General features: G+C 72.7%; 24 protein-coding genes. 11 read left to right on the plus strand and 13 right to left on the minus strand.

The genetic code is table 11. The annotated features are described in order from the left end of the window. Positions 1-172: 172 nt before the first annotated feature. Positions 173-700: a MarR family winged helix-turn-helix transcriptional regulator gene (locus KDL01_RS19515; RefSeq protein WP_212529967.1), complete on the minus strand. Its 528-nt coding sequence runs from the start codon at positions 698-700 to the stop codon at positions 173-175. Positions 701-714: 14 nt separating this feature from the next. Continuing rightward, on the minus strand, positions 715-2148 hold the full coding sequence (locus KDL01_RS19520; protein ID WP_212529968.1) for an MFS transporter: 1434 nt from the start codon (positions 2146-2148) through the stop codon (positions 715-717). A gap of 297 nt (positions 2149-2445) precedes the next feature. Between KDL01_RS19520 and KDL01_RS19525 the strand changes: the two genes are divergently transcribed. The 3 genes from KDL01_RS19525 to KDL01_RS19535 all read left to right on the plus strand — a co-directional run bounded on the left by KDL01_RS19525 (position 2446) and on the right by KDL01_RS19535 (position 4450). Beyond that, positions 2446-3195 carry a class I SAM-dependent methyltransferase gene (locus tag KDL01_RS19525; RefSeq protein WP_368861606.1) on the plus strand — a complete coding sequence of 250 codons (750 nt, stop codon included), beginning with the start codon at positions 2446-2448 and terminating at the stop codon, positions 3193-3195. 298 nt (positions 3196-3493) lie between these two features. Next, on the plus strand, positions 3494-3946 hold the full coding sequence (locus tag KDL01_RS19530; RefSeq protein ID WP_307846432.1) for a TlpA family protein disulfide reductase: 453 nt from the start codon (positions 3494-3496) through the stop codon (positions 3944-3946). A gap of 33 nt (positions 3947-3979) precedes the next feature. Then, positions 3980-4450, plus strand: coding sequence for a DUF4395 domain-containing protein (locus tag KDL01_RS19535; protein ID WP_212529970.1), 471 nt, complete (start codon positions 3980-3982; stop codon positions 4448-4450). Here KDL01_RS19535 and KDL01_RS19540 read toward each other — a convergent pair. Further along, entirely contained in the window at positions 4432-6237 is a 1806-nt protein-coding gene (locus KDL01_RS19540; RefSeq protein ID WP_212529971.1) for a gamma-glutamyltransferase family protein, read from the minus strand. The genes KDL01_RS19535 and KDL01_RS19540 overlap by 19 nt on opposite strands. A gap of 91 nt (positions 6238-6328) precedes the next feature. Here KDL01_RS19540 and pip point away from each other — a divergent pair, with 91 nt between their 5' ends. Beyond that, positions 6329-7297: a prolyl aminopeptidase gene (gene pip / locus KDL01_RS19545; protein ID WP_246576679.1), complete on the plus strand. Its 969-nt coding sequence runs from the start codon at positions 6329-6331 to the stop codon at positions 7295-7297. A 19-nt stretch (positions 7298-7316) separates the two neighbouring features. On the opposite strand, the gene KDL01_RS19550 is transcribed toward pip, so the two are convergent. Continuing rightward, complete coding sequence (locus KDL01_RS19550; protein ID WP_212529972.1) at positions 7317-7886, minus strand: low molecular weight protein-tyrosine-phosphatase; 570 nt, start codon at positions 7884-7886, stop codon at positions 7317-7319. 146 nt (positions 7887-8032) lie between these two features. Here KDL01_RS19550 and KDL01_RS19555 point away from each other — a divergent pair, with 146 nt between their 5' ends. After that, positions 8033-8794: a LamB/YcsF family protein gene (locus tag KDL01_RS19555; RefSeq protein WP_212529995.1), complete on the plus strand. Its 762-nt coding sequence runs from the start codon at positions 8033-8035 to the stop codon at positions 8792-8794. A gap of 70 nt (positions 8795-8864) precedes the next feature. Beyond that, positions 8865-9878 carry an NADP-dependent oxidoreductase gene (locus KDL01_RS19560; protein WP_212529973.1) on the plus strand — a complete coding sequence of 338 codons (1014 nt, stop codon included), beginning with the start codon at positions 8865-8867 and terminating at the stop codon, positions 9876-9878. Positions 9879-9917: 39 nt separating this feature from the next. Here KDL01_RS19560 and KDL01_RS19565 read toward each other — a convergent pair whose 3' ends face one another. Together KDL01_RS19565 and KDL01_RS19570 are read right to left on the minus strand one after the other, a co-directional pair. Beyond that, the gene (locus KDL01_RS19565; protein WP_212529974.1) at positions 9918-10397 is read right to left on the minus strand and encodes a MarR family winged helix-turn-helix transcriptional regulator; all 480 of its coding nucleotides are present in this window, start codon (positions 10395-10397) and stop codon (positions 9918-9920) included. A gap of 83 nt (positions 10398-10480) precedes the next feature. Further along, on the minus strand, positions 10481-11044 hold the full coding sequence (locus tag KDL01_RS19570; protein WP_212529975.1) for a TetR/AcrR family transcriptional regulator: 564 nt from the start codon (positions 11042-11044) through the stop codon (positions 10481-10483). Positions 11045-11209: 165 nt separating this feature from the next. On the opposite strand from KDL01_RS19570, the gene KDL01_RS19575 reads away from it, so the two are divergent. The 3 genes from KDL01_RS19575 to KDL01_RS19585 all read left to right on the plus strand — a co-directional run bounded on the left by KDL01_RS19575 (position 11210) and on the right by KDL01_RS19585 (position 14044). Further along, entirely contained in the window at positions 11210-12700 is a 1491-nt protein-coding gene (locus KDL01_RS19575; RefSeq protein ID WP_212529976.1) for an MFS transporter, read from the plus strand. Positions 12701-12816: 116 nt separating this feature from the next. Next, positions 12817-13347: a hypothetical protein gene (locus KDL01_RS19580; RefSeq protein WP_212529977.1), complete on the plus strand. Its 531-nt coding sequence runs from the start codon at positions 12817-12819 to the stop codon at positions 13345-13347. Between the two features lie 49 nt (positions 13348-13396). Continuing rightward, complete coding sequence (locus KDL01_RS19585) at positions 13397-14044, plus strand: 4a-hydroxytetrahydrobiopterin dehydratase (protein ID WP_212529978.1); 648 nt, start codon at positions 13397-13399, stop codon at positions 14042-14044. 81 nt (positions 14045-14125) lie between these two features. Here KDL01_RS19585 and KDL01_RS19590 read toward each other — a convergent pair whose 3' ends face one another. Beyond that, complete coding sequence (locus KDL01_RS19590) at positions 14126-14836, minus strand: SDR family NAD(P)-dependent oxidoreductase (RefSeq protein WP_212529979.1); 711 nt, start codon at positions 14834-14836, stop codon at positions 14126-14128. Positions 14837-15005: 169 nt separating this feature from the next. Here KDL01_RS19590 and KDL01_RS19595 point away from each other — a divergent pair, with 169 nt between their 5' ends. Next, positions 15006-15422, plus strand: coding sequence for a winged helix-turn-helix transcriptional regulator (locus tag KDL01_RS19595; protein ID WP_212529996.1), 417 nt, complete (start codon positions 15006-15008; stop codon positions 15420-15422). Positions 15423-15454: 32 nt separating this feature from the next. Here KDL01_RS19595 and KDL01_RS19600 read toward each other — a convergent pair whose 3' ends face one another. From KDL01_RS19600 to KDL01_RS45315, 6 genes are all read right to left on the minus strand, one after another. Further along, positions 15455-16378: a ribonuclease Z gene (locus tag KDL01_RS19600; RefSeq protein WP_212529980.1), complete on the minus strand. Its 924-nt coding sequence runs from the start codon at positions 16376-16378 to the stop codon at positions 15455-15457. Between the two features lie 195 nt (positions 16379-16573). Further along, positions 16574-16948, minus strand: a complete 375-nt coding sequence (locus tag KDL01_RS19605; protein ID WP_212529981.1) for a hypothetical protein — start codon at positions 16946-16948, stop codon at positions 16574-16576. 16 nt (positions 16949-16964) lie between these two features. Further along, the gene (locus KDL01_RS19610; RefSeq protein ID WP_212529982.1) at positions 16965-17810 is read right to left on the minus strand and encodes a M48 family metalloprotease; all 846 of its coding nucleotides are present in this window, start codon (positions 17808-17810) and stop codon (positions 16965-16967) included. A 120-nt stretch (positions 17811-17930) separates the two neighbouring features. After that, positions 17931-18596 (minus strand): class I SAM-dependent methyltransferase, encoded by a 666-nt coding sequence (locus tag KDL01_RS19615; protein WP_212529983.1) that lies wholly within the window; start codon positions 18594-18596, stop codon positions 17931-17933. After that, positions 18593-19255, minus strand: coding sequence for a DUF1707 SHOCT-like domain-containing protein (locus KDL01_RS19620; RefSeq protein ID WP_212529984.1), 663 nt, complete (start codon positions 19253-19255; stop codon positions 18593-18595). Before KDL01_RS19620 ends, KDL01_RS19615 begins: the two co-directional genes overlap by 4 nt. A 70-nt stretch (positions 19256-19325) precedes the next feature. Continuing rightward, positions 19326-20684 (minus strand): hypothetical protein, encoded by a 1359-nt coding sequence (locus KDL01_RS45315; protein ID WP_212529985.1) that lies wholly within the window; start codon positions 20682-20684, stop codon positions 19326-19328. Positions 20685-20735: 51 nt separating this feature from the next. Here KDL01_RS45315 and KDL01_RS45320 point away from each other — a divergent pair, with 51 nt between their 5' ends. Further along, complete coding sequence (locus tag KDL01_RS45320; RefSeq protein WP_438801974.1) at positions 20736-21851, plus strand: M24 family metallopeptidase; 1116 nt, start codon at positions 20736-20738, stop codon at positions 21849-21851. Positions 21852-21858: the final 7 nt, after the last annotated feature.

Below are 21858 nucleotides of genomic sequence, written 5' to 3' on the forward strand. Positions count from 1 at the left end.
GCCCAAGCCCACCCCCAAGCCGACGCCCACGCTGCCGCGGGTGCAGCCGCCCGCGGCCTACCGCAACCTGCCGCACAAGCAGCTGAGCCGGGTGCTCGTGGTGTTCGTGGTCGGAATCGTGCCGGTGAGCCTGGCACGGGTCCGGCGCTGACGGGCCGTCACCGGCGCCGACTTAATCGTCGGCGCCGGTGAGCGTGTCCAGGATCCGGTTGAGCTCGGCCAGATCCCGCTCGGAGAGCCGGGAAAGGCCGGCCGGCGGGCGGGTGAGGATCTCCTCGGAGCGCGCCGCGGCCTCCCGCCCCGCCTCGGTCAGCGTGGCGATCCGGCAGCGGCGGTCGTGCTCGTCCACCGTGCGCACCACCAGGCCGCGCTCGGCCAGGGCGTCGACGATCTGGGTCACGTACGGCTTGTCCGTGGCCAGTTCAAGGGCCAGCTCCCGCATCGACATCGGGCGCACCAGCAGCCGTCGCAGAGCCTTGACCTTCACGAAGCTCAGGCCCAGGGTGGCCGAGACCTCGCCGCGCCGGTTGTCGTCGTAGACCAGGGTGCGCAGCCGGTCCCAGGCCCGGCGGGTGTGCTCGTCCCGCGCGCCCTCGGCCGCGTCCGGGGCGGGCGCCGCCGGCACCTGGGCCGGGGGCACCGCCGGTGCCAGGTCGACCAGGGCCGCTCCGGCCGGGTCCGCCATCGCCTTCATCCGCATACCGCCCATCCCGATCAGCCCACCGCGGTCTTCGGCCGCGCCGTCGCGTCCACCGGCTCGAAGATAGCCGCCGTGCGCACGGCGGTGGCCTTCGCCCGGGCTCCGGTGGTGAGGATACCGAGGGCGCCGATCACCAGCGAGCAGCCGACGACCAGCCACCAGCACAGGTGGCTCGCGTGGGCGAAGGTGCCACCCGAGGCGATGATCGAGCCGAAGATCGCCACGCCCAGCGAACTGCCGACCTGCCGGCTGGTGGAGGCCACCGCGGCCGCCACCCCCGCCTGCGTACGTGGCATCCCGGAGACCGCCGCGTTCGTGATCGGCGCGTTGACCAGGCCGAAGCCCAGCCCCATCAGCACGTACGCGCCGCCGACCTCGACCAGCGAGGTGGTCGGGGTGAACGTGGTCATCAACAGCGCCGCCACCAGGTACGCGATCGAGGCGCCGACCAGCGGCACGCGCGGACCCAGCGAGCCGACCAGCCGCCCCGAGAGCGGCGCGGAGACCAGGTTCGCCGCCGCCATCGGCAGCGTGAGCAGCCCCGCGTGCAGCGCCGTGTAGCCCCGCGCGTCCTGCAGGTACAGCGCGTTGAGGAACAGGAACCCGCCGAGGGTCAGGAACGCGCACACCGCGATCACGGTCGCGCCGGAGAACGGCAGTGAGCGGAAGAAGCGCGGGTCGATCAGCGGCTCCCTGCGCCGGTTCTCGTACGGCACCAGTAGCGCGGCGGCCACCGCGGCGAGCACGAACATGCCGATGATCAGCGGGCTGCCCCAGCCGCGCCGCGGCCCCTCGATGATGCCGGAGGTGACGCAGGCGAGGACCACGATGACCAGGCCCTGGCCGACCGGGTCGAACCGGCGCGCCCGCGGCGCCCGGGACTCCGGCACGAACAGCTTGGTCAGCACCAGCGCGGCGATGCCCACCGGCACGTTGACCCAGAAGATCCCGCGCCAGCCGATCTCGGTCACCAGGATGCCGCCGAGCACCGGGCCGAGCGCCATGGACAGGCCGAACACCGCGCTCCACACGCCGATCGCGCGGGCGCGCTCCTTCGGCTCGGTGAAGGTGTTGGTGATGATCGACATGGCCACCGGGTTGAGCATGCTGCCGCCGAGCGCCTGCAGGATCCGCGCGGCCACCAGCCAGCCCAGGCCCGGCGCGAGCGAGCACAGCAGCGAGCCGAGGGTGAACAGCAGCAGCCCGGTGCGGAATATCCGGCGCCGCCCGAGCCGGTCCGCGGTGGAGCCGGCCAGCATCAGGAACGAGGCCAGCACCAGGGTGTAGCCGTCCATGATCCACTGCAGGCCGGAGAGCGAGGCGTGGAAGTCCTGCTGGATCGTGGGCAGCGCCACGTTCACGATCGTGACGTCCAGGCCCACGATGAACAGGCTCATACAACAGATCGCCAGCACCAGCTGACGCCGCTTCGCGGTGAGCTCCGGCATGGGTACCCCCAGAAACATTAGTTTAGCTAATAGAACTATTAACACGATACAACTACCTCGCCGGACCGACAAGACGGCCCGCCTGCTGAGACGAGCCCGCCGCCCGGAGCCGCAAAACCGCTGGAGCCCGCACGTCCCGCCCCGCTAGCCTCACCCTTCGTGAGCACCGAAACCCGATCTTCCGCAACCGAGGCCGGCGAGCCCGGCGCGGAGCCCGGCGACCTCGCCGAGGCCGCTGACGCCGCCGAACCCGACTGGCTCGCGCTCAACCGCGCCAACTGGGACGAGCGCGTCCCCATCCACGCCGCCAGCCGCACCTACGACCTGCCCGCGTTCCTGGCCGGCCGGGACGACCTGCGCCCCTTCGAACGCGCCGAGCTCGGCGACGTGGCCGGCAAGAGCCTGCTGCACCTGCAGTGCCACATCGGCACCGACACGCTCTCCTGGGCCAGGGCCGGGGCCAAGGTGACCGGTCTGGACTTCTCCGCCCGCGCGGTGGAGACCGCGCGCGGGCTCGCCGAGCAGCTCGGCTACGCGGACGCCCGGTTCGTCGTCTCCGACGTGTACAACGCGCTCGGCGCGCTCGAGCGCGAGGCGTACGACGTCGTCTACACCGGCATCGGCGCGCTGTGCTGGCTGCCGGACATCGAGCGGTGGGCGCGCACGGTCGCGGACCTGCTGGCGCCGGGCGGCTGCCTGTACCTGGTCGAGTTCCACCCGGTGACGGACATGTTCGAGGACGACGGCAGCACCGTGCGCCACGACTACTTCGCCGCCGACGCCGTGGTCTCGGACTTCGCGTACACCTACACCGACGGCGAGACGCTCAAGGCGAACACGGTCAACCACCAGTTCTCCCACCCGCTCGGCGAGATCATCAGCAGCCTGATCTCGGCCGGGCTGCGCCTGGAGTTCCTGCACGAGCACGACTTCACGTTCTTCCAGCGCTTCGCCGAGCTCGAAGTGCGCGACGGGCAGCACGTCTTCCCGGTCGGCCGGCCGCGGATGCCGCTGTGCTACTCGCTGCGCGCCACCAAGGCGGCCTGACGCCCGATCGGCGCGGCAGCGCACACGCGACGGACCCGGGCGGCGAGCGAGCGCCCGGGTCCGTGCGTAGTCGGTTCATCCGCTGATCTGTTCGGATTCTTGGTTCCGGCCGGTCGCGCGCTTATCATGGGGTGCATGCGAGCCTGCCGTCGTCGACCCGTCCCGCTGGTGCGGCGCGGCCACATCGACTTCGGCCGCGTGTGGTCGGCCTCCTGTCCGTCGGGTTGTTGAATCCCCATCCCGACGTCGACACAGCGTCTCCGACCACCCTTCGGCTCGCCATCCCCGGACGGAACCCGTGAACCCAGGTCTGCTCACCGCTCTGCTCGTGTTGCTCCTCGCCAGCGCCTTCGGCCTGTGGCGACGCCGGACCGACGGCCTCATGCGTAGCACCACGCCCGCGTCCGCTGTGCCGGAGCAGGACGTGGCCGGCGACGCCGAGCCCGGGCCGTTCACCGAGCCGGTGCTCGGCGGGCCGCTGGGCGCGCGGGCGACGCTGGTGCAGTTCAGCTCCGCGTTCTGCGCCCCGTGCCGGGCCACCCGCACGCTGCTCTCGACGGTCGCCTCCGACGTCGAGGGGGTCGCGCACTACGACATCGACGCCGAGTCCCACCTCGAGCTCGTGCGCGCGCTCGACATCCGGCGCACCCCGACGACGCTGGTGCTCGACGCCTCCGGCCGGGTCACCGCCCGGGCCGGCGGAGTACCGCGGCGCGAGCAGGTGCTCGCGGCCGTCGCCGCCGCCAACTGATCTTCCCCGCTCTTTCGCCCTCCGGAGCCCTCCATGTCGAACAGCCCTGCCCCGCAGCCCTTCATCGACCCGCGCGGCCCCCGCTTCGGCGCGGTGATCACCAGCATCGTCCTGATCGTCGTGCTGGCCACCGGCTCGGCCTGGCTGCTGGCCGCGCAGACGCTGGTGTTCGCGCTCAGCGCGTTCAGCGGCCTGCGCTTTTCGCCCTACGGCCTGCTCTACCGCCGCCTCGTGCGCCCGCGCCTGGGCCCGCCGACCGAGCTGGAGAACCCGGCCCCGCCGGTGTTCGCCCAGTACGTCGGACTCGGGTTCACGCTGGTGGGCACCGTGTTCTACCTGGCCGGCTGGAACGCGGCGGGTATCGCGGTGACCGCCTGCGCCCTGGCCGCGGCGTTCCTCAACGCGGCCTTCGACTACTGCCTCGGCTGCGAGGTCTACCTGCTGCTGCACCGGGCGGCGCCGCGCCGCCGCCCGGCCGACCAGGCCTACCGTCCGGCCGCGTAGCCCTGCATCCCGCGCGGGTTCGCCCCGGCACGCAGCACCCCGGTGCCGGGGTCGCGTGAGACGGCGGAGATCCGACCCAGCGACCACGGGCCGGAACGCACCGGTATGTGCCCGCGCCCGCGCAGGCCGTCGAACACCTCCTGCGGGAAACGCCCCTCGACCACGACGTCGAGGGGCGCTCGCGTACGCGGGGTGAAGGAGTTGGGCAGCGCCGTGGAGTGCCAGGCCGGGGCGTCGATCGAGGCCTGCAGGTCGAGTCCGTCCACCACGTGGTTGAGCAGGAACAGCAGCTGCCACTGGTCCTGCTGGTCCCCGCCGGGCGTCCCGAACGCGGTGACCGCAACCCCGTCGCGGGTGAGCATCGACGGGCTCAGCGTGGTGCGCGGGCGCTTGCCCGGGGCCAGGCTGTTGGGCAGGCCGCGCTCGAGCCAGAACATCTGGGCCCTGGTACCGAGGCAGAACCCGAGTTCGGGGATGGTCGGGTTCGACTGCAGCCACGCGCCGGACGGGGTGGCCGAGACGATGTTGCCCCAGCGGTCGACCACGTCGATGTGACAGGTGTCGCCGCGGGTCCTTCCGTTCGCCTCCGCCTTCTCCACGCTCACCATCGCGTCCGCGACCGAGCCGGAGTCCGCCAGCGCCGCGGGCGAGTCCAGGAACGCGGCCAGCCGCGGCGTGCGCCCGCCGGCCGAGCCCGGACGCAGCTCGGCCGAGGCGCTCTCGCCGACCAGCGCGGCGCGGCTCTTGAGATACGCCGGGTCGAGCAGGTCGGGCAGCGCCGCGAACGCCTCGGGGCTGTCGCCGAAGTAGGCCTCGCGGTCGGCGAACGCCAGCTTGGCCACCTCGGTCACCCGGTGGATCCGCTCCGCGCTGCCGTGCGGCGGCAGCTCCCCGAGCGCCTCGAGCATACCGAGCTGCAGCAGCAGCGCAGGACCCTGCGACCACGCTCCGGCCTTGTGCACGGTCACCCCGTGCCAGTCCAGGCTGGCCGTCGGCTCGTAGCCGGGCCGCCAGGCCGCGAGGTCCGCTCCGGACAGCAGCCCCCGGTGCGCCCGGCCCGACTCGTCCATCACCTCGTGCGCGCCGAACGCGTCGATCGCCTCTGCCACGAAGCCCTGGTACCAGGCCTGATACGCGGCCTCGATCTGCGCCTCGCGGTCGGAACCGGCCGCCTCCGCCTCGCTCAGCAGCCTGCGATAGGTGGCGGCGAGCGCGGGCAGCGCCAGCATCTGCCCCGCGACCGGCGCCTGGCCCCCGGGCAGCCACTGCGCGGCCGAGTCGGTCCAGTGGGTGCGGAACTGCTCGGCCACCGCCCCGATCGTGCGCGCCACGCCCGCCGCCAGCGGGTGCCCGTGCTCGGCGTATCCGAGGGCGAACTCGATCACGTCCCGCAGCGGCAGCGTGCCGTGGTCGCGCAGCAGCGTCAGCCACGCGCCCATCGCGCCCGGCACCACCGCGGCGAGCTGCCCGGTGCCCGGGATCAGGTCGAGTCCGAGCTCTTCGAAGCGTTCGACGGTGGCCGCCGCGGGCGCCGGGCCCTGGCCGCACAGCACCCGCGGGACCGGATCCGCGGCCGTGGCCAGGATGATCGGCGCGTCCCCCGCCGGGCCGTTGAGGTGCGGCTCGACCACGTGCAGGGTGAAGGCGGCGGCCACGGCGGCGTCGAACGCGTTGCCGCCGCGCTCGAGTATCGCCATGCCGGCCGCGGTGGCCAGATAGTGGGTACTGGCCACCATGCCGAAGGTGCCGGCCAGTTCCGGACGGGTGGTGAATCCATCGATCGCCATACTGCGGAGCATAGTGCGGTCGCGGCCCTAGAATGGATTTTTTTCCGCTCGCACGAAACCCCTCTCAGCCGCACGGATAAGGAGCCCCGCCATGCCCGACCGCTTTCCGCCGATCGAGCCCTACCGCACCGGTCTGCTCGAGGCCGGCGACGGGAACCGGATCTACTTCGAGGAGTGCGGCAACCCCGAGGGCAAGCCCGCGCTGTTCGTGCACGGCGGCCCCGGATCCGGTTCCTCCGCGGGCCCGCGGCGCAACTTCGACCCGGAGAAGTACCGGATCATCCTGTTCGACCAGCGCAACTGCGGACGCAGCCTCCCGAACGCGAGCGACCCGGCCGTGGACCTGTCCGCGAACACCACCGACCACCTGATCGCCGACATGGAGCTGCTGCGCACGCACCTCGGCGTCGAGCAGTGGCTGCTCTACGGCGGGTCCTGGGGCTCGACGCTCATCGTCGCCTACACCCACCGCCACCCCGAGCGCGTCGCACAGGTCGTCATCGCCGGCATCACCCTGTGCCGCCGCGAGGACATCGTCTGGCTCTACCAGGGCGTCGGCCGCTTCTTCCCCGAGGAGTGGGAACGCTTCCGCGACCACGTCCCGGCGACCGAGCGCGGCGAGGACGTCTTCGACCTGCTCGCCGCCTACGGCCGCCTGGCCGGCGACCCCGACCGCGGCGTGCGCGAGCGCGCCACGGTGTCCTGGCTCACCTGGGAGGACACCGTCGTCTCACTCGAGCCCAACGGAAAGCCCAACGCGTACAGCAACCGGCCCGAGGCCAACAAGGTCGCGTTCGTGCGCCTGTGCGCGCACTACTTCTCCCACGCCGGCTTCATCGACGGCGAGGCGCTGCTCGCCGACGCCGGGAAGCTCGCGGGCATCCCCGCAGTCCTGATCCACGGCCGCTTCGACCTCGGCGGCCCGCTGACCAACGCCTGGGAGCTGCACCGCGCCTGGCCCGGTTCCCGGCTCGAGATCGTCGAGGACTCCGGGCACACCGGCTCGGGCACGATGGGCGCCGTCAGCCGTGCCGCGCTCGACGGCTTCGCCCGCGGCTGACGCCCGCTCAGCCGGCCCGCTACCAGCCGGCCCCGTCCGCGGCCTGGTCGAGTTCGTCCGCGCCCTCCGCGTAGTCGGCGTCCTCGGCCTCGCCCTCGTCCGGCCCGGCGGCCTCGAGCGCCGCGCGGATCTCGGCGATCAGCCGCGGCATCGCCGCCTCGATCAGGTCGAGTACGTGTTCGAACTCGGCGTTGCCGCCGTAGTACGGGTCGGGCACGTCCAGCCGGGTCCCGGCCGCCGGGTCGAAGGAACGCAGCAGCCTGAGCTTCGCGGTGTCCTGCGGCCCGCGGGCCTGGCGGCGCAACTCCTGCAGGTGCCCGGTGTCCAGGGCCAGCACCAGGTCGTAGGAGTCGAACCACTCCCGCCGGAACCGCCGGGCCTGGTGCGCCGAGGTGTAGCCGTGCCGTCGCAGGGTCCGCACGGTGCGGTGGTCCGCCGGGTCGCCCGCGTGCCAACCGCCGGTGCCCGAGCTGTCCACCTCCACGCGCGCCCCCAGACCCTCGCGGCCGAGGTGCCCGCGCAGCACGTGCTCGGCCATGGGGGAGCGGCAGATGTTGCCCGTGCACACGAACGTGACCCGATACGGCATCCCTGGTCCTTCCGTCGACGTCGGGACAACCAGCATAGATCCACGGGTTCGACGGCTCGCCGCGGCCCGCGCACGCGACGCCGATCCCGCGCGCGGCGGGGTGCGCCCGGGCGCGCTAAGTTGAGAAGGTGAACGCGCGTACGGCGATCGATCTCAACTGCGACCTCGGCGAGGGCTTCGGCGCCTGGCGGATGGGGGACGACACGGCCCTGCTGGGCATCGTCACCAGTGCCAGCGTCGCCTGCGGCTTCCACGCGGGCGATCCCGGCACGATGCGCCGCGCCTGCGAGACCGCGGCCGCGCACGGCGTGGCCGTCGGCGCCCACGTCGGCTACCGCGATCTGGCCGGGTTCGGCCGCCGCCCGATGCGGGTGCCGGCCGGGGAACTGGCCGACGAGATCACCTATCAGATCGCCGCGCTCGCCGGCTTCGCCCGCCTCGCCGGCACCCGGGTGCGCTACGTCAAACCGCACGGCGCCCTCTACAACACCGTCGCCGTCGACGCCGAACAGGCCGAGGCCCTCGCCCACGCCGTGCACCGCTACGACCCGCGGCTTCCGGTGGTGGGCCTGGCCGGCTCGGACGGCCTGCGCCGCGCCGCCGAACGCGGCCTGCCGGTCGTCGCCGAGGCCTTCGCCGACCGCGCCTACGCGCCCGACGGCACCCTGGCCCCGCGTTCGCAGCCCGGCGCGGTGCTGCACGAGGCCGCCGACATCGTCGAACGCGCTCTCACCATGGTGCGCGAGGGCCGGGTCGCCGCCGTCGACGGCACGACGGTGGACCTGCGAGCCGACACCGTGTGCGTACACGGCGACACCCCCGGTGCGGTGAGCATCGCCGCCGCGCTGCGGGCCGGACTGCTGGCCGGGGGGATCGAACTCAGGGCGTTCACCGATGTAGAGTCCTGACCGCCCCGACACGCGCGCACGCCCGCGTCCGGGAGCCGGCCGAACCCATCGAGGAACTGAAGCCCCTGCCATGACGCGCACCGCCATCGCCGTCCGCCAGACACGCCGCCCCGAAGGCGCCCCGCAGCCGGAGGACTTCGCCCTCGTCGACGTCCCGATCCCGCTGCTGGAGTCCGGCGAGGTCCTGGTGCACAACCTGTTCCTCTCGGTGGATCCGTACCATCGGGAACTGATGGACCTCGAGGGAGAGGGCGAGGGCTGGCGCCGAGGCTTCGGGCTCGAGGGCCGCAGCCTCGGCCGGGTGATCGCCTCGCGCGAGCCCTCGCTGCTGCCGGGCACGATCGTGGCGCACCGGCACGGCTGGAGCAGCCACGCCGTGCTCACCGCCCCCGACGTGCGGGTGATCGAGCGGGCCGCGGGCGTACCGCTCAGCGCGTATCTCGGCATCGCCGGCGACACCGGGCTGACCGCGTACGCGGGCCTGGTGCGCGTCGCGCGGCTGTGCCGGGGCGAGGACCTGTTCGTCTCGGCCGCCGCCGGGGCCGTCGGGGGCGCCGCGGGCCAGATCGCCCGGCTGCTCGGGGCCCGGCGGATCGTGGGCAGCGCCGGATCCCCGGAGAAGGTCAAACACCTGACACACCGGCTGGGCTTCGACGCCGCGTTCGACTACCACGACGGCATCGCCGAGCAGCTGGCCCTGGCCGCCCCGCGCGGCATCGACGTGTACTTCGACAACGTCGGCGGCGCGCACCTCGAGGCCGCGATCGGCGCCCTGCGCGAGACCGGCCGGATCGCCTGGTGCGGCGCCGTGGCCCAGTACGACCGTCCCGACGAGCCCCCGGCCGCCCCGCGCAACCTCTACACCGTCGTCGAGAAACGCCTGCGGATCGAGGGATTCCTGGTGCGCGACCACCTGGAGGCGCGCGCGGAGTTCGAGGCCTTGCTCATCCCGCGCCTGCAGGCCGGGGACGTGGCGATCGACGAGACCGTCACCGAGGGCATCGAACACACCGTGGACGCGTTCCTCGGCATGCTGCGCGGCGAGAACATCGGCAAGGCCGTGGTGCAGCTGGCCGAGGAGTGAGCGAGGCCTGAGGCCGTTTCAGGCGCGCGGGCCGCCGCGTCAGGCTTCGACGTCGTTCGCGATCGCCTCGGTCAGGGCGCGCAGCGCGGGCAGGGCCGCCTCGAGCGCCGCGACGTCGCGCGGGCTGAGCTTGCCGAGCTGACGGTCGAACAGTTCGGCCCGCTCGTCGGCCCAGCGCTCCAGCCGCGCCCGGCCGGCCTCGGTCGCGCGCAGCACGGCGCCGCGGCGGTCGGTGGGGGAGGTCTCCCGGTCCAGGTACTCGAGCTTCATCAGGTGCTGGACCTGGGTGGAGACCGAGTTCCCGGCCAGGTGCAGCTCGCGCGCCGCGGCCGTGACGCTGATGCCCGGCTGCTCGACCACCAGGCGCAGCAGTTCCCCCTGCGCCCCGGCCAGCGGCTCCACGTGCAGCCGCGAACGCACCCGGCGCCGCACCGTGCGGTGCAGTCCGGCCAACGAGGAGGCGAGGTCGCCGGCCAGGCGCAGCCGAGCGGGCGACGACGAGGTGTCAGCGGCCGTCATGACTCCAGGCTATCGCCACCACCGCCGGGCGGGTGCGGAAGGCCGCGCGCCGCGGCCCGGCGCTCTCGGCTCCTCGGCCCCGACTACGCGGGCTGCCGCTCGCCGGTGAGCACGCCCGCGCGCACCACGTCGAGCATGGCCGAGGCCGAGGACGGATTGTCCTGGGTGGCCATGGCGATGCCGTAGATCATCCGCATCAGCGTGGCGGGCTCGATCTCCGCGCGGGCCGCGCCCGCGCGCTGCGCCCGCTCCAGGATCTCGGCCCACACGGCGTGCACCGTGCTGCGGCAGGAGGTCAGCGCCGCCGGTACCGGCTCGGTGTCCGAGAGCATCGTCTGCATGGCCCGCTTGATCGCGCCGTTGCGCAGGCTCATGGTGAGGTAGGCGGTGAGGAACTTGTCCAGCGCCGCGCCCGGCTCCTCGGTCTCGACCAGCCGATGCCCCTCGGCTGCGAGCTCCTCGAGGTCCGCGGCGTACACCCCGGCCAGCAGGTCGGCGCGGGTGGGGAAGTGCCGGTAGAGCGTGCCCGCGCCCACCCCCGCACGGCGGGCCACCTCGTCCAGCGGCGCCTCGCTGCCGAGTTCGACGAACAGCTCCCGGGCAGCCGAGATCAGCGCCTCGTAGTTGCGTCGGGCATCGGCTCGCATCACTGACTCCTCATCAGGCGGAGAAAGTCTCCGTTTCCGCTTGCTAACCGGAGACGGTCTCCGTATAGTCGTTCTCGGCACCTAAGTGGAGAGTAACTCCACTTAGGCCCTCTTGGCCACTCTCCCGGCCATTCCACCACCTTCCAGCCTCTCGGAGTACACGCCATGTCCGAAAGGACTTTGAACACCGCCCCCACCGCCACCGCGCCCCGCCCGGTGCTGCCGCCCGCCGCCGTCGAGGCGGGCTCGCGACGGGACGTGGCACCGCCCGGGCCAGAGCCCAGGGCCAGACCCGGGCTCGCCCTGGCCGTCATCCTCTCCGCGCAGCTCATGCTGATGATCGACGCCACCGTGATGAACGTGGCGGTGCCGCGGATCGAGGCCGGGCTGCACTTCTCCAGCGCCTCGATCGCCTGGGTCATGGACGCCTACACCCTCGCCTTCGGCGGCCTGCTGCTGCTCGGCGGACGGCTCGGCGACCTGTTCGGCCGCCGGCGCCTGTTCATCCTCGGCATCGTCGTGTTCACCCTCGCCTCGCTGGCCGGGGGCCTGGCCACCGGTTCGGCCTGGCTGCTCACCGCCCGCGTCGCCCAGGGAGTCGGCGCCGCGATGGCCGGACCGAGCGCGTTGGCCCTGCTCAACAGCACCTTCACCGACCCGAGGGCGCGGATGCGGGCGCTGGCGCTGTTCTCCGGAGTCTCCTCGGCCGGCTTCGGCGTGGGCCTGGTGCTCGGCGGCGTGCTCACCGACGCGGGCTCCTGGCGCTGGGTGATGTTCATCAACATCCCCTTCGGCGTGCTCGCCGCCGCCCTGGCCGGCCGCGTCCTGCGCCAACCCGCCCGCCACGAGACCAGTCTGGACGTCCTCGGCGCGCTGACCGCCACCTTCGGCGTCGGCACGCTGGTCTACGGCCTGATCCACGCCGCGTCCAGCGGCTGGGGCAACACCGTCACGATCGCCCCGATCGCCGCGGGCGTCGTGCTGCTGACCGCGTTCGTCTACTCCCAGACCCGCGCCACCCACCCGCTGCTCCCGCTGCACCTGTTCAAGGACCGCAACCGGGCCGCCGCCTACGCCAACTACATGCTCGGCCCGGCCGCCGGCTTCGGCTCGTTCTTCTTCCTCAGCCAGTACCTGCAGGAGGACCTGCACTACAGCCCGCTGCGCACCGGCTTCGCCTTCCTGCCGATGTCCGCGATCATCTTCACCGCCTCCCGGCTCACCCCGCGCCTGCTCCCGCGCTTCGGCCCGAAGCCGATGGCCCTGACCGGCTGCGTCCTGCTGCTGATCGGCCTGCTCGGCTTCGCCCAGGTCGGCGAGCACACCTCGTACGCCACCGGCCTGCTGTGGCCGATGATCGTCATGGCGGTCGGCATGGGCCTGGCCTTCAGCCCGCTCACCGTGGTGATCATGTCCTCGGTGCGCCCGCAGGACGCCGCCGCGGCCGGCGGCACCATGCAGACCCTGCAGCAGACCGGCGTCTCCCTCGGGCTCGCCGTGCTGGTCACCGTCTCCGGCTCCGCCGCCCGCGCGCACCCGGCCACCGCGATCTCCAGCGGCACCCACGCGGCCATGCTTGCCGCGGCCGTGGCAGCAGCCGCCTCCATCCTGGTCGGCCTGACCTTCCGTAAGCCCAAGGAAGTCAACGAAGGCTGATTTGGGCCTTCCGCAGCGCTGCCCGCCTGCCCACGACGCACGTCCGCGTCGTGGGCAGGCGGCTGTGTTTCTGCGCATCACTACCGGCGTCCGGTGAATCCTCGTACCGTAGAGGCATGTCCGGTCACACAGTGTTCGACTTCGACGCGTTCGTCGACGCCTTCGACGCCGAGCGGCGTGCGCGCGGCCTGAACTGGTTCGCGTTCGCCGACGAACTCTGGGACCAGTCGATCGCGCTCAACGCGAGCCGACCGGACGACCACTGCCTGTGCGGAGGCGCGGTCTCGCGGCTGCGCGAGCGCGGCGCGGCCTCATGCCAGTACGCCCTGTTCATGCTCCGCTGGCTCGGCCGCGCACCGGAGGAATTCCTGACAGGACCGGCACGCGAGGTCGGCGACACCCGCCTCCCGCAAGCCGGCCCGGACAGCAGACTCCGCTGGAACCTGAGCGAACTTCACACCGCGCTCAACGAGAATCGGCAGCGCGAGAGCCTCACCTGGGCCAAACTCGCCGACGAACTCGGCTGCACGCCGAGCCGCCTGACCAACCTGCGCACCGCGCGCCTCGCCGACATGGAACTCACCATGCGCGTCACCCAGTGGCTGAGCCGACCTGCGGCAGCGTTCATCCACCCTGCGCAGTGGTAGCCCCGTCGCCTCAGCCCTCGATGTCCGAGGTGCGCAGTAGGGTCGCGCCATGACCGATCTGATCTCAGCGAAGCAGTTCCGCGACGCGCCGGGCGTCGAGGACTGGCGCACGATCTTCGGCGGCGGCTGGGCCTGCGCCTACTTCCGCACCGGATCGTTCGCCGCCGGCGTCGAGCTCGTCCGCGCGATCGGCGAGGTGGCCGCCGCCGCGAACCATCACCCGGACGTCGACCTGCGGCCCGAGGGCGTGAGCGTGAAGCTGTACACCGCCGACTTCGGCGGCCTGAGCGACCAGGACGTCGCCGTGGCACAGCAGATCTCCGCAGCCGCCGCCGCACTCGGCGCCCCCGCCGACCCGAGCGCCGTCCAGCACGTACAGGTCGCCATCGACGCACTGGTCAGCGCCGAAGTGCAGCCCTTCTGGGTCGCCGTACTCGGATATGGATCCTTCGGCGAGACAGACGTGCTCGACCCGCTGCGCCGCGGCCCGACGTTCTGGTTCCAGCAGATGGACGCACCCCGCCCGCAACGCAACCGTTTCCACATCGACGTCTACCTCCCGCACGACCAGATCGAGGCGCGCCTCGCCGCCGCACTGGCCGCCGGCGGCAGAATCGTCAGCGACGCGCACGCACCGGGCTGGTGGACCCTCGCCGACGCAGAAGGCAACGAAGTCGACCTCGCCGTCTGGGAATAGCCCCGCATCTCGAGATCACCCGTTGGCGGATGAGCAAGAGCTGAGCAAGAGCACTGGCTCACCCGCCCCAACGGCTGGGCGTCAGCTGATCTCGGGGTGGACTTGTTCGACGCGGTCGCGGTTGGTGTACATGTCCCAGTAGATGGCGGCGAGTTCGGCGGGGTCGATGCGTGGGAAGGCGGCGGCGAGGGGGTCGCCGGCTGCGGTGGCGGCTCGTTCGGCTTCGCTTCCGGTGATGAACGCGCCGATCGAGAGGGTGCCGGCGTAGATGCCGGAGGGGGCCAGTTCGCCGTGGAGGGAATAGAGCCAGTTGCGGGCGGCGGCCATCAGCGGGCCGACGCCGCTTGCGTGGGGCATGGGGTGTACCGCGGTGGCGCCGGTGGTCATGAGGAATGCGCCGTCGCCGCGTTGCTTCCACTCCGGCAGGACGGCCTGGATGATGGCGAGCGGGGTCAGTACGAGCAGCGGTATGCCTGCGGCGAGGGTGGCGGGCTTGAGTTCGGCGGCGGGGGTGAATCCGGCGCTGGGGATCGGGCCGTACTCGATGACGTCGATGCGGCCGAAGCGGTCGCGGATGGCGGTGAGCAGGGCGGGGATCTCGTCGGGTGCGTCGAGGTCGGCGGTGAACCCGGCCGCGTCGATGCCCTCGGCGGTCAGCTGGTCGACGAGCGCGTCGAGGCGTTCGGTGTTCCGGGCGATGAGGGCGACGCGGAAGCCGTCGGCCGCGAAGCGGCGGGCGACGGAGGCACCGAGGCCGGGGCCGGCGCCGAAGATCGCGATCGTCTTGGGCATGAGGGGTCTCCTGTCGGGCGGGAAGGATCGGCGGACGGACTCCGGGTCGCCGGGCGAACATGGCCCTGACCTCTAATTCCTCCGATTTGTTCGTAACGCCATCATGGGCCAGCATGGAGAGCGTTACAAAAGGCACACAGGTGTGCGCGACGGACAGGGGTGGGCGCGGATGCACGAGGACGCGGCAAAGCCGGAGATGGCGGCCGTGGCAGGGCCCTGCGCGAACATCCCGGCCGACCACATGGCCTTCATCCGCCAGGTCCTGGACCGGGTCGGTGACAAGTGGAGCACGCTCGTCGTCACCGTCCTGAAGGACGGCCCGCTGCGCTATACCGATCTGCAGCGGCAGATCCCCGGCATCTCCCAGCGCATGCTCACCCGCACCCTCCACCAGCTCCAGGAGGACGGCCTGATCACGCGTACCGCCTACGCCGAGGTCCCCCCGCGCGTGGAGTACGCCCTGGCTCCCCTCGGCCGCGGCCTGCACGAGATCGTCAGGCAGCTGATCGACTGGGCCGCCGATCACCACGACGAGATCCGCGCCCACCGCGCCGCCAACGCCGCCACCACCTCACGCCGGTCCTGAACCCGGACGCGGCCCGTGACGGTCTCTCAACCTCAGTGGGCGCGCTTCGGGACCGGGAAGCGCATCAGGTCCTCGGCCACGTACAGCTCGCCGTCGAAGACCTCGCGGGCCTCGCGCTCGAAGGCGGCGGGGTCGGAGTAGCGCTGGGAGAAATGGGTGAGCACGAGGGTGCGCACGCCGCAGTCGGTGGCGACTTGGGCCGCTTGGCGGGCCGTCAGGTGGCCGTGTTCGGCGCCGAGGGGGGCGTCTTCGGTGAGGAAGGTGGACTCGATGACGAGCATGTCGGCGTGGTCGGCGAGGGCGTAGACGCCGTCGCACAGGCGGGTGTCCATGACGAAGGCGAAGGCCTGCCCGGGGCGTGGGGCGCTGACGTCCTCCAGCGTGACGGTCTCGCCGTCGAGCTCGATCCGGCCCTCGCGTTGCAGTTCGCTGATATGCGGTCCGGTCACGCCGAGCGCGGCGAGCTTGTCCGGGAGCATGCGGCGGCCGTCGGGCTCGGTCAGGCGGTAGCCGTAGGACTCGATGCCGTGGGACAGGCGTACGGCCTCGAGGCGGCCGAAGTCCGAGGTGCTCTCGTGCGCGAGCACCGTGCGCTCGCCCCAGGCGGGCTCCTCGCGCAGCACGCGCCGGCGGTACTCGGGCCAGGTCCAGCACAGCCGGTCGAACAGGGGCTGGCCGGACATGGGGAAGTGGCAGTGCACCGGGTGCTCGACCCGGTCGTTGGCCAGGCGGGAGAAGGCCCCGGGCAGGCCGAAGCAGTGGTCGCCGTGGAAGTGCGTGACGCAGACGCGGTGGATGTCGCCCGCGGCGACGCCGGCGAAGGTCATCTGCCGCTGCGTGCCCTCGCCCGGATCGAACAGGAAGCCGGTCTCGTCCCACCGCAGGAAGTAGCCGTTGTGGTTGCGGGTCCTGGTGGGGACCTGCGAGGCGGTGCCCAGGATGATCAGCTCGCGCATTCGGTCATGCTAACGGCGGGTGTGGGCGCAGGGCACGGCATTTCGGCATGGTGGGCCGTCGCCGCCCACGCGGTCCTGACCGTCCCGCACGTTCCCGCGCGCCCGGGGCGACTGCGTGCCTGCATGCGGAACCCACCCGCCGCCGACCCGACTCAGCCCGACTCAGCCGAGCCCTGCGCGACGCGCGACCGCGCCTCAGCGCTCGCGGAAGCCGCCGAGGAAGCGCCGGAAGACGCCGCCCTCGTGCGGCAGCGGCGCGGCGGGCTTGGGCGGGGTGGGGCTGCGGGTGGCGATCGGCTGGTCGTAGTCGGTGCCGGCGATGGCGTCGACGACCTGGGCGACGTCGTAGTCCTCCGAGCCGGGGATCTGCGGGACGTAGCCGACCATCATGCCGTCGCGCATGACCTGCGCCTCGAGGCCCGGGGTGTCGTCGGTGTCCCACACGGCCTCGCGGCCGTCGGGCAGCACCACGCGTACGCCGATCTTGTACACGCCCTCGCGCGCGAGGTGGGCGTTCACGCCCTGGTCGCGCAGCGCGTCGACGACCCTGAGCGCCTTGTTCTCTTCCATACCGTCAGGCTAACGCTCAGCGCAGTCCGGCGGCGATCTTCTCCAGCCGGGCGATCCGGTCCTCCACGCTCGGGTGGGTGGAGAGCAGCTGGTGGCCGGCGGTCTTGGCGGTCTGGACCGGGCAGAAATAGAAGGCGTTGAGCGCGGTGGCCCGGCGCAGGTCCTGGCGCGGGATCCGGGCGGTCTCCGCGGTGCTCTTGACCAGCGCGGCGGCCAGCGCGGCCGGGTTGCCGGTCAGCTGCGCGGCGGCGTGGTCGGCGGCGAACTCGCGGTAGCGGGACAGGGCCCGCACCAGCAGTACCGAGACGATCCAGGTGGCCGTGGCCAGCGCGGTGACGGCGAGCGCGGCGAGCAGGAACTGCCACAGGCCGCGGGCGCGGCCGGCCACCATCATCAGCCGGGCGCCGAGCCGGGCGGTCAGGCCCGCGAGCACGCCGAGGAAGGAGGCGACCGTCATCACCACGGCGTCACCGTGCACGATGTGCGCGAGCTCGTGCGCGAGGACGCCCTCGAGCTCCTCGTCGCTGAGCTTGTCCAGCATCCCGCGGGTCACGCACAGCACCACGCTCTTGCGCCGCCGCCCGGCGGCGAAGGCGTTGGGCACCGGCGAGGAGGAGACGGCCAGCCGCGGCTTCGGCGTGTCCGCGAGGGCGCAGAGCCGGTCCACGATCGCGTGCAGCCGCGGCTCCTGCTCGGCGTCCACCTCGTGCGCCCCGGCCGTGCGGAGCGCGACGGTGTCGCAGGAGAGCATCTGGAAGGCGAAGAACCCGACGACCGCGGCGACGCCGAGGGGCCACCAGCGGCCGAGTACGAGGATCAGGATCGTGATGGCGGCCGCGTACGCGAGGACCAGGGTCCCCATGACCGTGAGCATCCGTGCGGAGAGTTGACGGTCCGTTCGGAACCGGGAATGAGTGCTGCTCGCCATCGTCGTCCTCCCCTGGACGCGTGAACGCCGTGCGCGGGATCGCCGCCTTCCTTGTCAATGTACTCCCGAGTTCCGGCCCGCGTGTAGAGTCAGCCAGTTTCGGTGCGTCGAGGTACGTATCTGACCGAAAATCCTGAATCCGGCACCTTCGAGCGCTGTCGTGATCGCCTCGGCCGAGTGGTAGACGAAGTAGCGCCGCTGCTCGTCCTCGCGGTACGGGACCTGTTCCCAGCCCTCTCCCTCGCCCTCGGCGATCGTCAGGCCCAGCAGGCCTTCCGGGCGCAGCACCCGGCGGAACTCCGCGAGTACGCCGGGGACCATCGCGCGCGGGATGTGCAGCAGCGCGGCCGAGCACCAGACCGCGTCCAGCCCGCCGGTCGCGATCGGCAGGGCCCGCATGTCAGCCTGCACCATCCCGGGGATCTCGAGGGCGCCGAGCATGTCGTAGGACAGGTCGAAGCCGTACGCCCGCAGGCCCTTCTCGCGCAGCAGCCGGGTCTGGTGGCCGGGTCCGCAGCCGATGTCGGCGACCCGCGCTCCGGGGCCGAGCTCCTCGGCCATCCGCCCGAGGTGGGTGGAGAGCCAGTCCCCGTCGCCGCGGTTCTGGTGGCCGGCGTAGTCGGCGGCGATGACCGTGTACGTCCGCTGTGTCAGCGCGACGGCGTCCACGGAGTCGGCGTGACGCACGCCCGTACCCGCGGTCTCGTGCACCTGCGTCACAGGGCCCTCGATCCGAACAGGCCCTCGAACAGCTGCCCGAGCACGTTGGCGTCCGCCCCGGCCCGCACGATGGTGACCTTGCCGAGCCTGGCCCGGCCCACGATCCGGATCAGCGGGCCGTCCTCGGGCGCCACCGCGTCCTCGGCCTTGGCGCGGGAGCGGCCCCACACCGCCCACTTGCCCAGCACCGCGCCGCCCTCGTCGATGATCCGGGCGTTGGCCGGCACCCGCAGCACGAGCTTTCCGCAGAACGCGTTGGCCGAGACGGTGATCTCCCGGCCCGGCAGCACGGCGTCGGACATGTCCACGATCAGCGCGCCGAAGACCGCGCGCAGCTCGGTGTGCCGCCCGGGCACCCAGCGCCCGGCCCGGTGCACCTTGCTGAGCGTCGCGGTCACCTCCTGGCGGACCGTGGACTCCGGCAGCACCACGGTGCCGGTCCGCTCCCGGGGCAGGTCCCGGGTGACCGGCTCGAGCTCGCGGTAGGTGCGCGCCGCGTACACCGCCTCGAGCCGCTCGGCGTGCTCCTCGCTGGTGAGCCGGCCGACCGCGAGGGCCTCGCCGAGGATGACCGCCACCTCGTCCCGGTCCCGGTCCGCGGCACGCTGGTCGAGCTGGTCCCCGCTGCGTGCGGGCGGATTTGGCAGATCTGCAGGCATGCGCAGGAGTGTAGCGCCGCCGGGCCGCAAACGCGATATGTCGTGTCTCATAAACGGGGGCGCGGGCGTCTCAGTGCGTGTCGCGGCCCTCGTCCCGGCCCTCGTCCCCGCTCTTGCGCTCGATCCGGTAGTGCAGCACCAGGAACGGCAGCCCGAAGACGCGGAAGGCGTGTTCCGCGCGCAGCCGCCCGTCCTGCACGTACACCTCGAGCTGCTCGGCGAAGCCGTGCACGGCCGCCGCGGTCAGCTCCCCGGTCTCCCGGTCCACGTAGGTGAGGTAGTGCCCGGGCTGGTCCGAGAGCTGGCTGCGGCTGGTCAGGCTCAGGCCGCCGTCCCGGCGGTGCAGCGGGACGAGCGTGGCGGTGAAGTTCATCTCCGGCAGCGGGAACCCGACCCGCACGTACCCGCGCCCCTCGTGCCGGTAGGTCGTGTAGATCCCGACGTAGATCGGCTCGTCGTCGTCCGCGAACGAGCGGATCCAGCCGCGCAGCATCGGCTCGTCGGTCCCGCCCGGCCCGGTCCCGGCGCTCGGCAGGATCGTGTCGATCCGGCTGTGCACCCCGCGCAGCGCGTCGCGCTGGTTCATCGGCACGTTCGCCTGCCCGAGCGGACGCGCCAGCGCCGTGCGGTAGACGAGGTAGCCCGGACGCACCCAGGTGCGCCACTCCGGCACGATGTCCAGCTTGAACCGCGTGGTGTGCTCATAGAACTCGCGCACGAGCGGATCGACGAGCTCGGGATGGAACTGCGGGCCGTCGAGCTCCTCGAGCGAGCCGATGATGCCGACGTCCGGGGTGTCGCGCACGTACGGCCGGCCGAGCCGCGCGGCGAGGTCGCCGACGTACCCGACACCCACGTAGCGCGCGTGCGCGGCCAGCGGCAGCACGAACGGCAGCTGCTCCGGCCCGACCCGCTCCGCCAGCATGCTGATCTGCTCGTCCGGAAAGGCGAACGCCGAGAACGTGCGGAACGCCGCCACCGTCACCGCGGCGGTCACCGCAGGGCTCGCACCCGGCGCGGCCGCCCGCAGTCCCGCGCCCACCACCGCGCCGAGCACCGGCCCGAGCGCGACCTTCTGCGGGCGCAGCCCGAGCGCCCCGGCGGCCGCGCCGCTGACCGTGCCCACCGCCAGCGGTCCGGCGCCGGTCAGCCGGCCGGCGAGCCAGCCCAGGGGAGCGGCGGTCGCCGCGCTGGCGGTGATCCTGGCCCAGCGCGCCGGGATCTGCCCCGGCCGCTGCCGGGCCCGCGCCACCGCCTCGACCGTGCCGAGTCCGGCCGCCGCGGCGAGCGAACCCAGGGCGAGCGCGCGGGGGCCGCGACCGCTGCCGAGCGCGGCTCCGGCCACGGCGCCGAGCACCGCGGCCGAGGCCACCTGCTGGCGGCGCGAGGGCGGGGTGTGCTTGCCTGCCTGTGCGTCCCGGTGATCCACGTCCCGGAGCGTACCGGGTCGCCGTCCGGTGTTGCGCGGATCTACCCTGAGCTGGTGACCGACGCACTCTTCTCCACCGACCGGCTCGAGCGCGCGCGCAAGGCCGCCGCCGACGCAGGGCTCGACGCCCTGATCGTCACCCCGGGCGCCGACCTGCGCTACCTCACCGGATACGACGCGCTGCCGCTGGAACGGCTCACCTGCCTGGTGCTGCCGGTGCAGGGCGAGGCGGTGCTGATCGCCCCTCAGCTCGAGGTGCCGGCCGCGCAGGTCTCGCCCGCCGGCAGTCTCGGCATCGAGATCGCGGGCTGGGCCGAGACGCAGAACCCTTACGCGTTCGCCGCGGCCCGGCTGCCGCGCGGGCTCGGCGCGGTCGGCGTGGACAACCACATGTGGGCGGAGAAGCTGATGGGCTTCCGGGACGCGCTGCCCGGAGTGCGCCAGGAGCTCGCCGGACCGGTGCTCGGCGGCCTGCGGATGCGCAAGACGCCCGAGGAGGTCGAGGCGCTGCGCCGGGCCGGGGACGCGATCGACCGGGTGCACTCCCGGATGGGCGAGTGGCTGCGCGCCGGACGCACCGAGCGCGAGGTGGCCAGGGACATCGCCGACGCGATCCTGGCCGAGGGCCACGACCGGGTGGACTTCGTCATCGTCGCCTCGGGCCCCAACGGCGCGAGCCCGCACGCCGAGGCCTCCGAGCGGGTCATCGAGCGCGGTGAGCCGGTGGTGGTGGACATCGGCGGCACCATGCCCGACGGCTACTGCTCCGACTCCACCCGCAACTACGTGCTCGGCGACCCGCCCGCCGAGTACGCCGCGTACCACGCCGTACTGCTGCTCGCCCAGCGGGCCCAGACCGAGGCGGTGCGCCCGGGCATCACCGCCGAGCAGCTCGACGCGATCGGCCGGGACATCATCACCGAGGCCGGATACGGCGAGTACTTCGTGCACCGCACCGGCCACGGCATCGGCCTCGAGACGCACGAGGAGCCCTACATCGTCTCCGGCTCGGCCCGCCCGCTCGAGCCCGGCATGGCCTTCTCGGTGGAGCCGGGCATCTACCTGCCCGGCCGGCACGGCGCGCGCATCGAGGACATCTGCGTGTGCACCCAGGACGGCGGCATCCGGCTCAACCTGACCAGCCGCGAACTCGGTGTGCTGTCCTGACGGTCCT

Origin of the sequence: Actinospica durhamensis, from assembly GCF_018139695.1 — a bacterium.
GTDB classification, from domain to species: Bacteria; Actinomycetota; Actinomycetes; order Streptomycetales; family Catenulisporaceae; genus Actinospica; species Actinospica durhamensis.

Coding starts and splice junctions, on each gene's coding strand:
- KDL01_RS19515 (WP_212529967.1), bottom strand. CDS start 700: ATGCGGATGAAGGCGATGGCGGACCCGGCCGGAGCGGCCCTGGTCGAC.
- KDL01_RS19520 (WP_212529968.1), bottom strand. CDS start 2,148: ATGCCGGAGCTCACCGCGAAGCGGCGTCAGCTGGTGCTGGCGATCTGT.
- KDL01_RS19535 (WP_212529970.1), top strand. CDS start 3,980: ATGTCGAACAGCCCTGCCCCGCAGCCCTTCATCGACCCGCGCGGCCCC.
- KDL01_RS19540 (WP_212529971.1), bottom strand. CDS start 6,237: ATGGCGATCGATGGATTCACCACCCGTCCGGAACTGGCCGGCACCTTC.
- pip (WP_246576679.1), top strand. CDS start 6,329: ATGCCCGACCGCTTTCCGCCGATCGAGCCCTACCGCACCGGTCTGCTC.
- KDL01_RS19550 (WP_212529972.1), bottom strand. CDS start 7,886: ATGCCGTATCGGGTCACGTTCGTGTGCACGGGCAACATCTGCCGCTCC.
- KDL01_RS19560 (WP_212529973.1), top strand. CDS start 8,865: ATGACGCGCACCGCCATCGCCGTCCGCCAGACACGCCGCCCCGAAGGC.
- KDL01_RS19565 (WP_212529974.1), bottom strand. CDS start 10,397: ATGACGGCCGCTGACACCTCGTCGTCGCCCGCTCGGCTGCGCCTGGCC.
- KDL01_RS19570 (WP_212529975.1), bottom strand. CDS start 11,044: ATGCGAGCCGATGCCCGACGCAACTACGAGGCGCTGATCTCGGCTGCC.
- KDL01_RS19575 (WP_212529976.1), top strand. CDS start 11,210: ATGTCCGAAAGGACTTTGAACACCGCCCCCACCGCCACCGCGCCCCGC.
- KDL01_RS19580 (WP_212529977.1), top strand. CDS start 12,817: ATGTCCGGTCACACAGTGTTCGACTTCGACGCGTTCGTCGACGCCTTC.
- KDL01_RS19585 (WP_212529978.1), top strand. CDS start 13,397: ATGACCGATCTGATCTCAGCGAAGCAGTTCCGCGACGCGCCGGGCGTC.
- KDL01_RS19590 (WP_212529979.1), bottom strand. CDS start 14,836: ATGCCCAAGACGATCGCGATCTTCGGCGCCGGCCCCGGCCTCGGTGCC.
- KDL01_RS19595 (WP_212529996.1), top strand. CDS start 15,006: ATGCACGAGGACGCGGCAAAGCCGGAGATGGCGGCCGTGGCAGGGCCC.
- KDL01_RS19600 (WP_212529980.1), bottom strand. CDS start 16,378: ATGCGCGAGCTGATCATCCTGGGCACCGCCTCGCAGGTCCCCACCAGG.
- KDL01_RS19605 (WP_212529981.1), bottom strand. CDS start 16,948: ATGGAAGAGAACAAGGCGCTCAGGGTCGTCGACGCGCTGCGCGACCAG.
- KDL01_RS19610 (WP_212529982.1), bottom strand. CDS start 17,810: ATGGGGACCCTGGTCCTCGCGTACGCGGCCGCCATCACGATCCTGATC.
- KDL01_RS19620 (WP_212529984.1), bottom strand. CDS start 19,255: ATGCCTGCAGATCTGCCAAATCCGCCCGCACGCAGCGGGGACCAGCTC.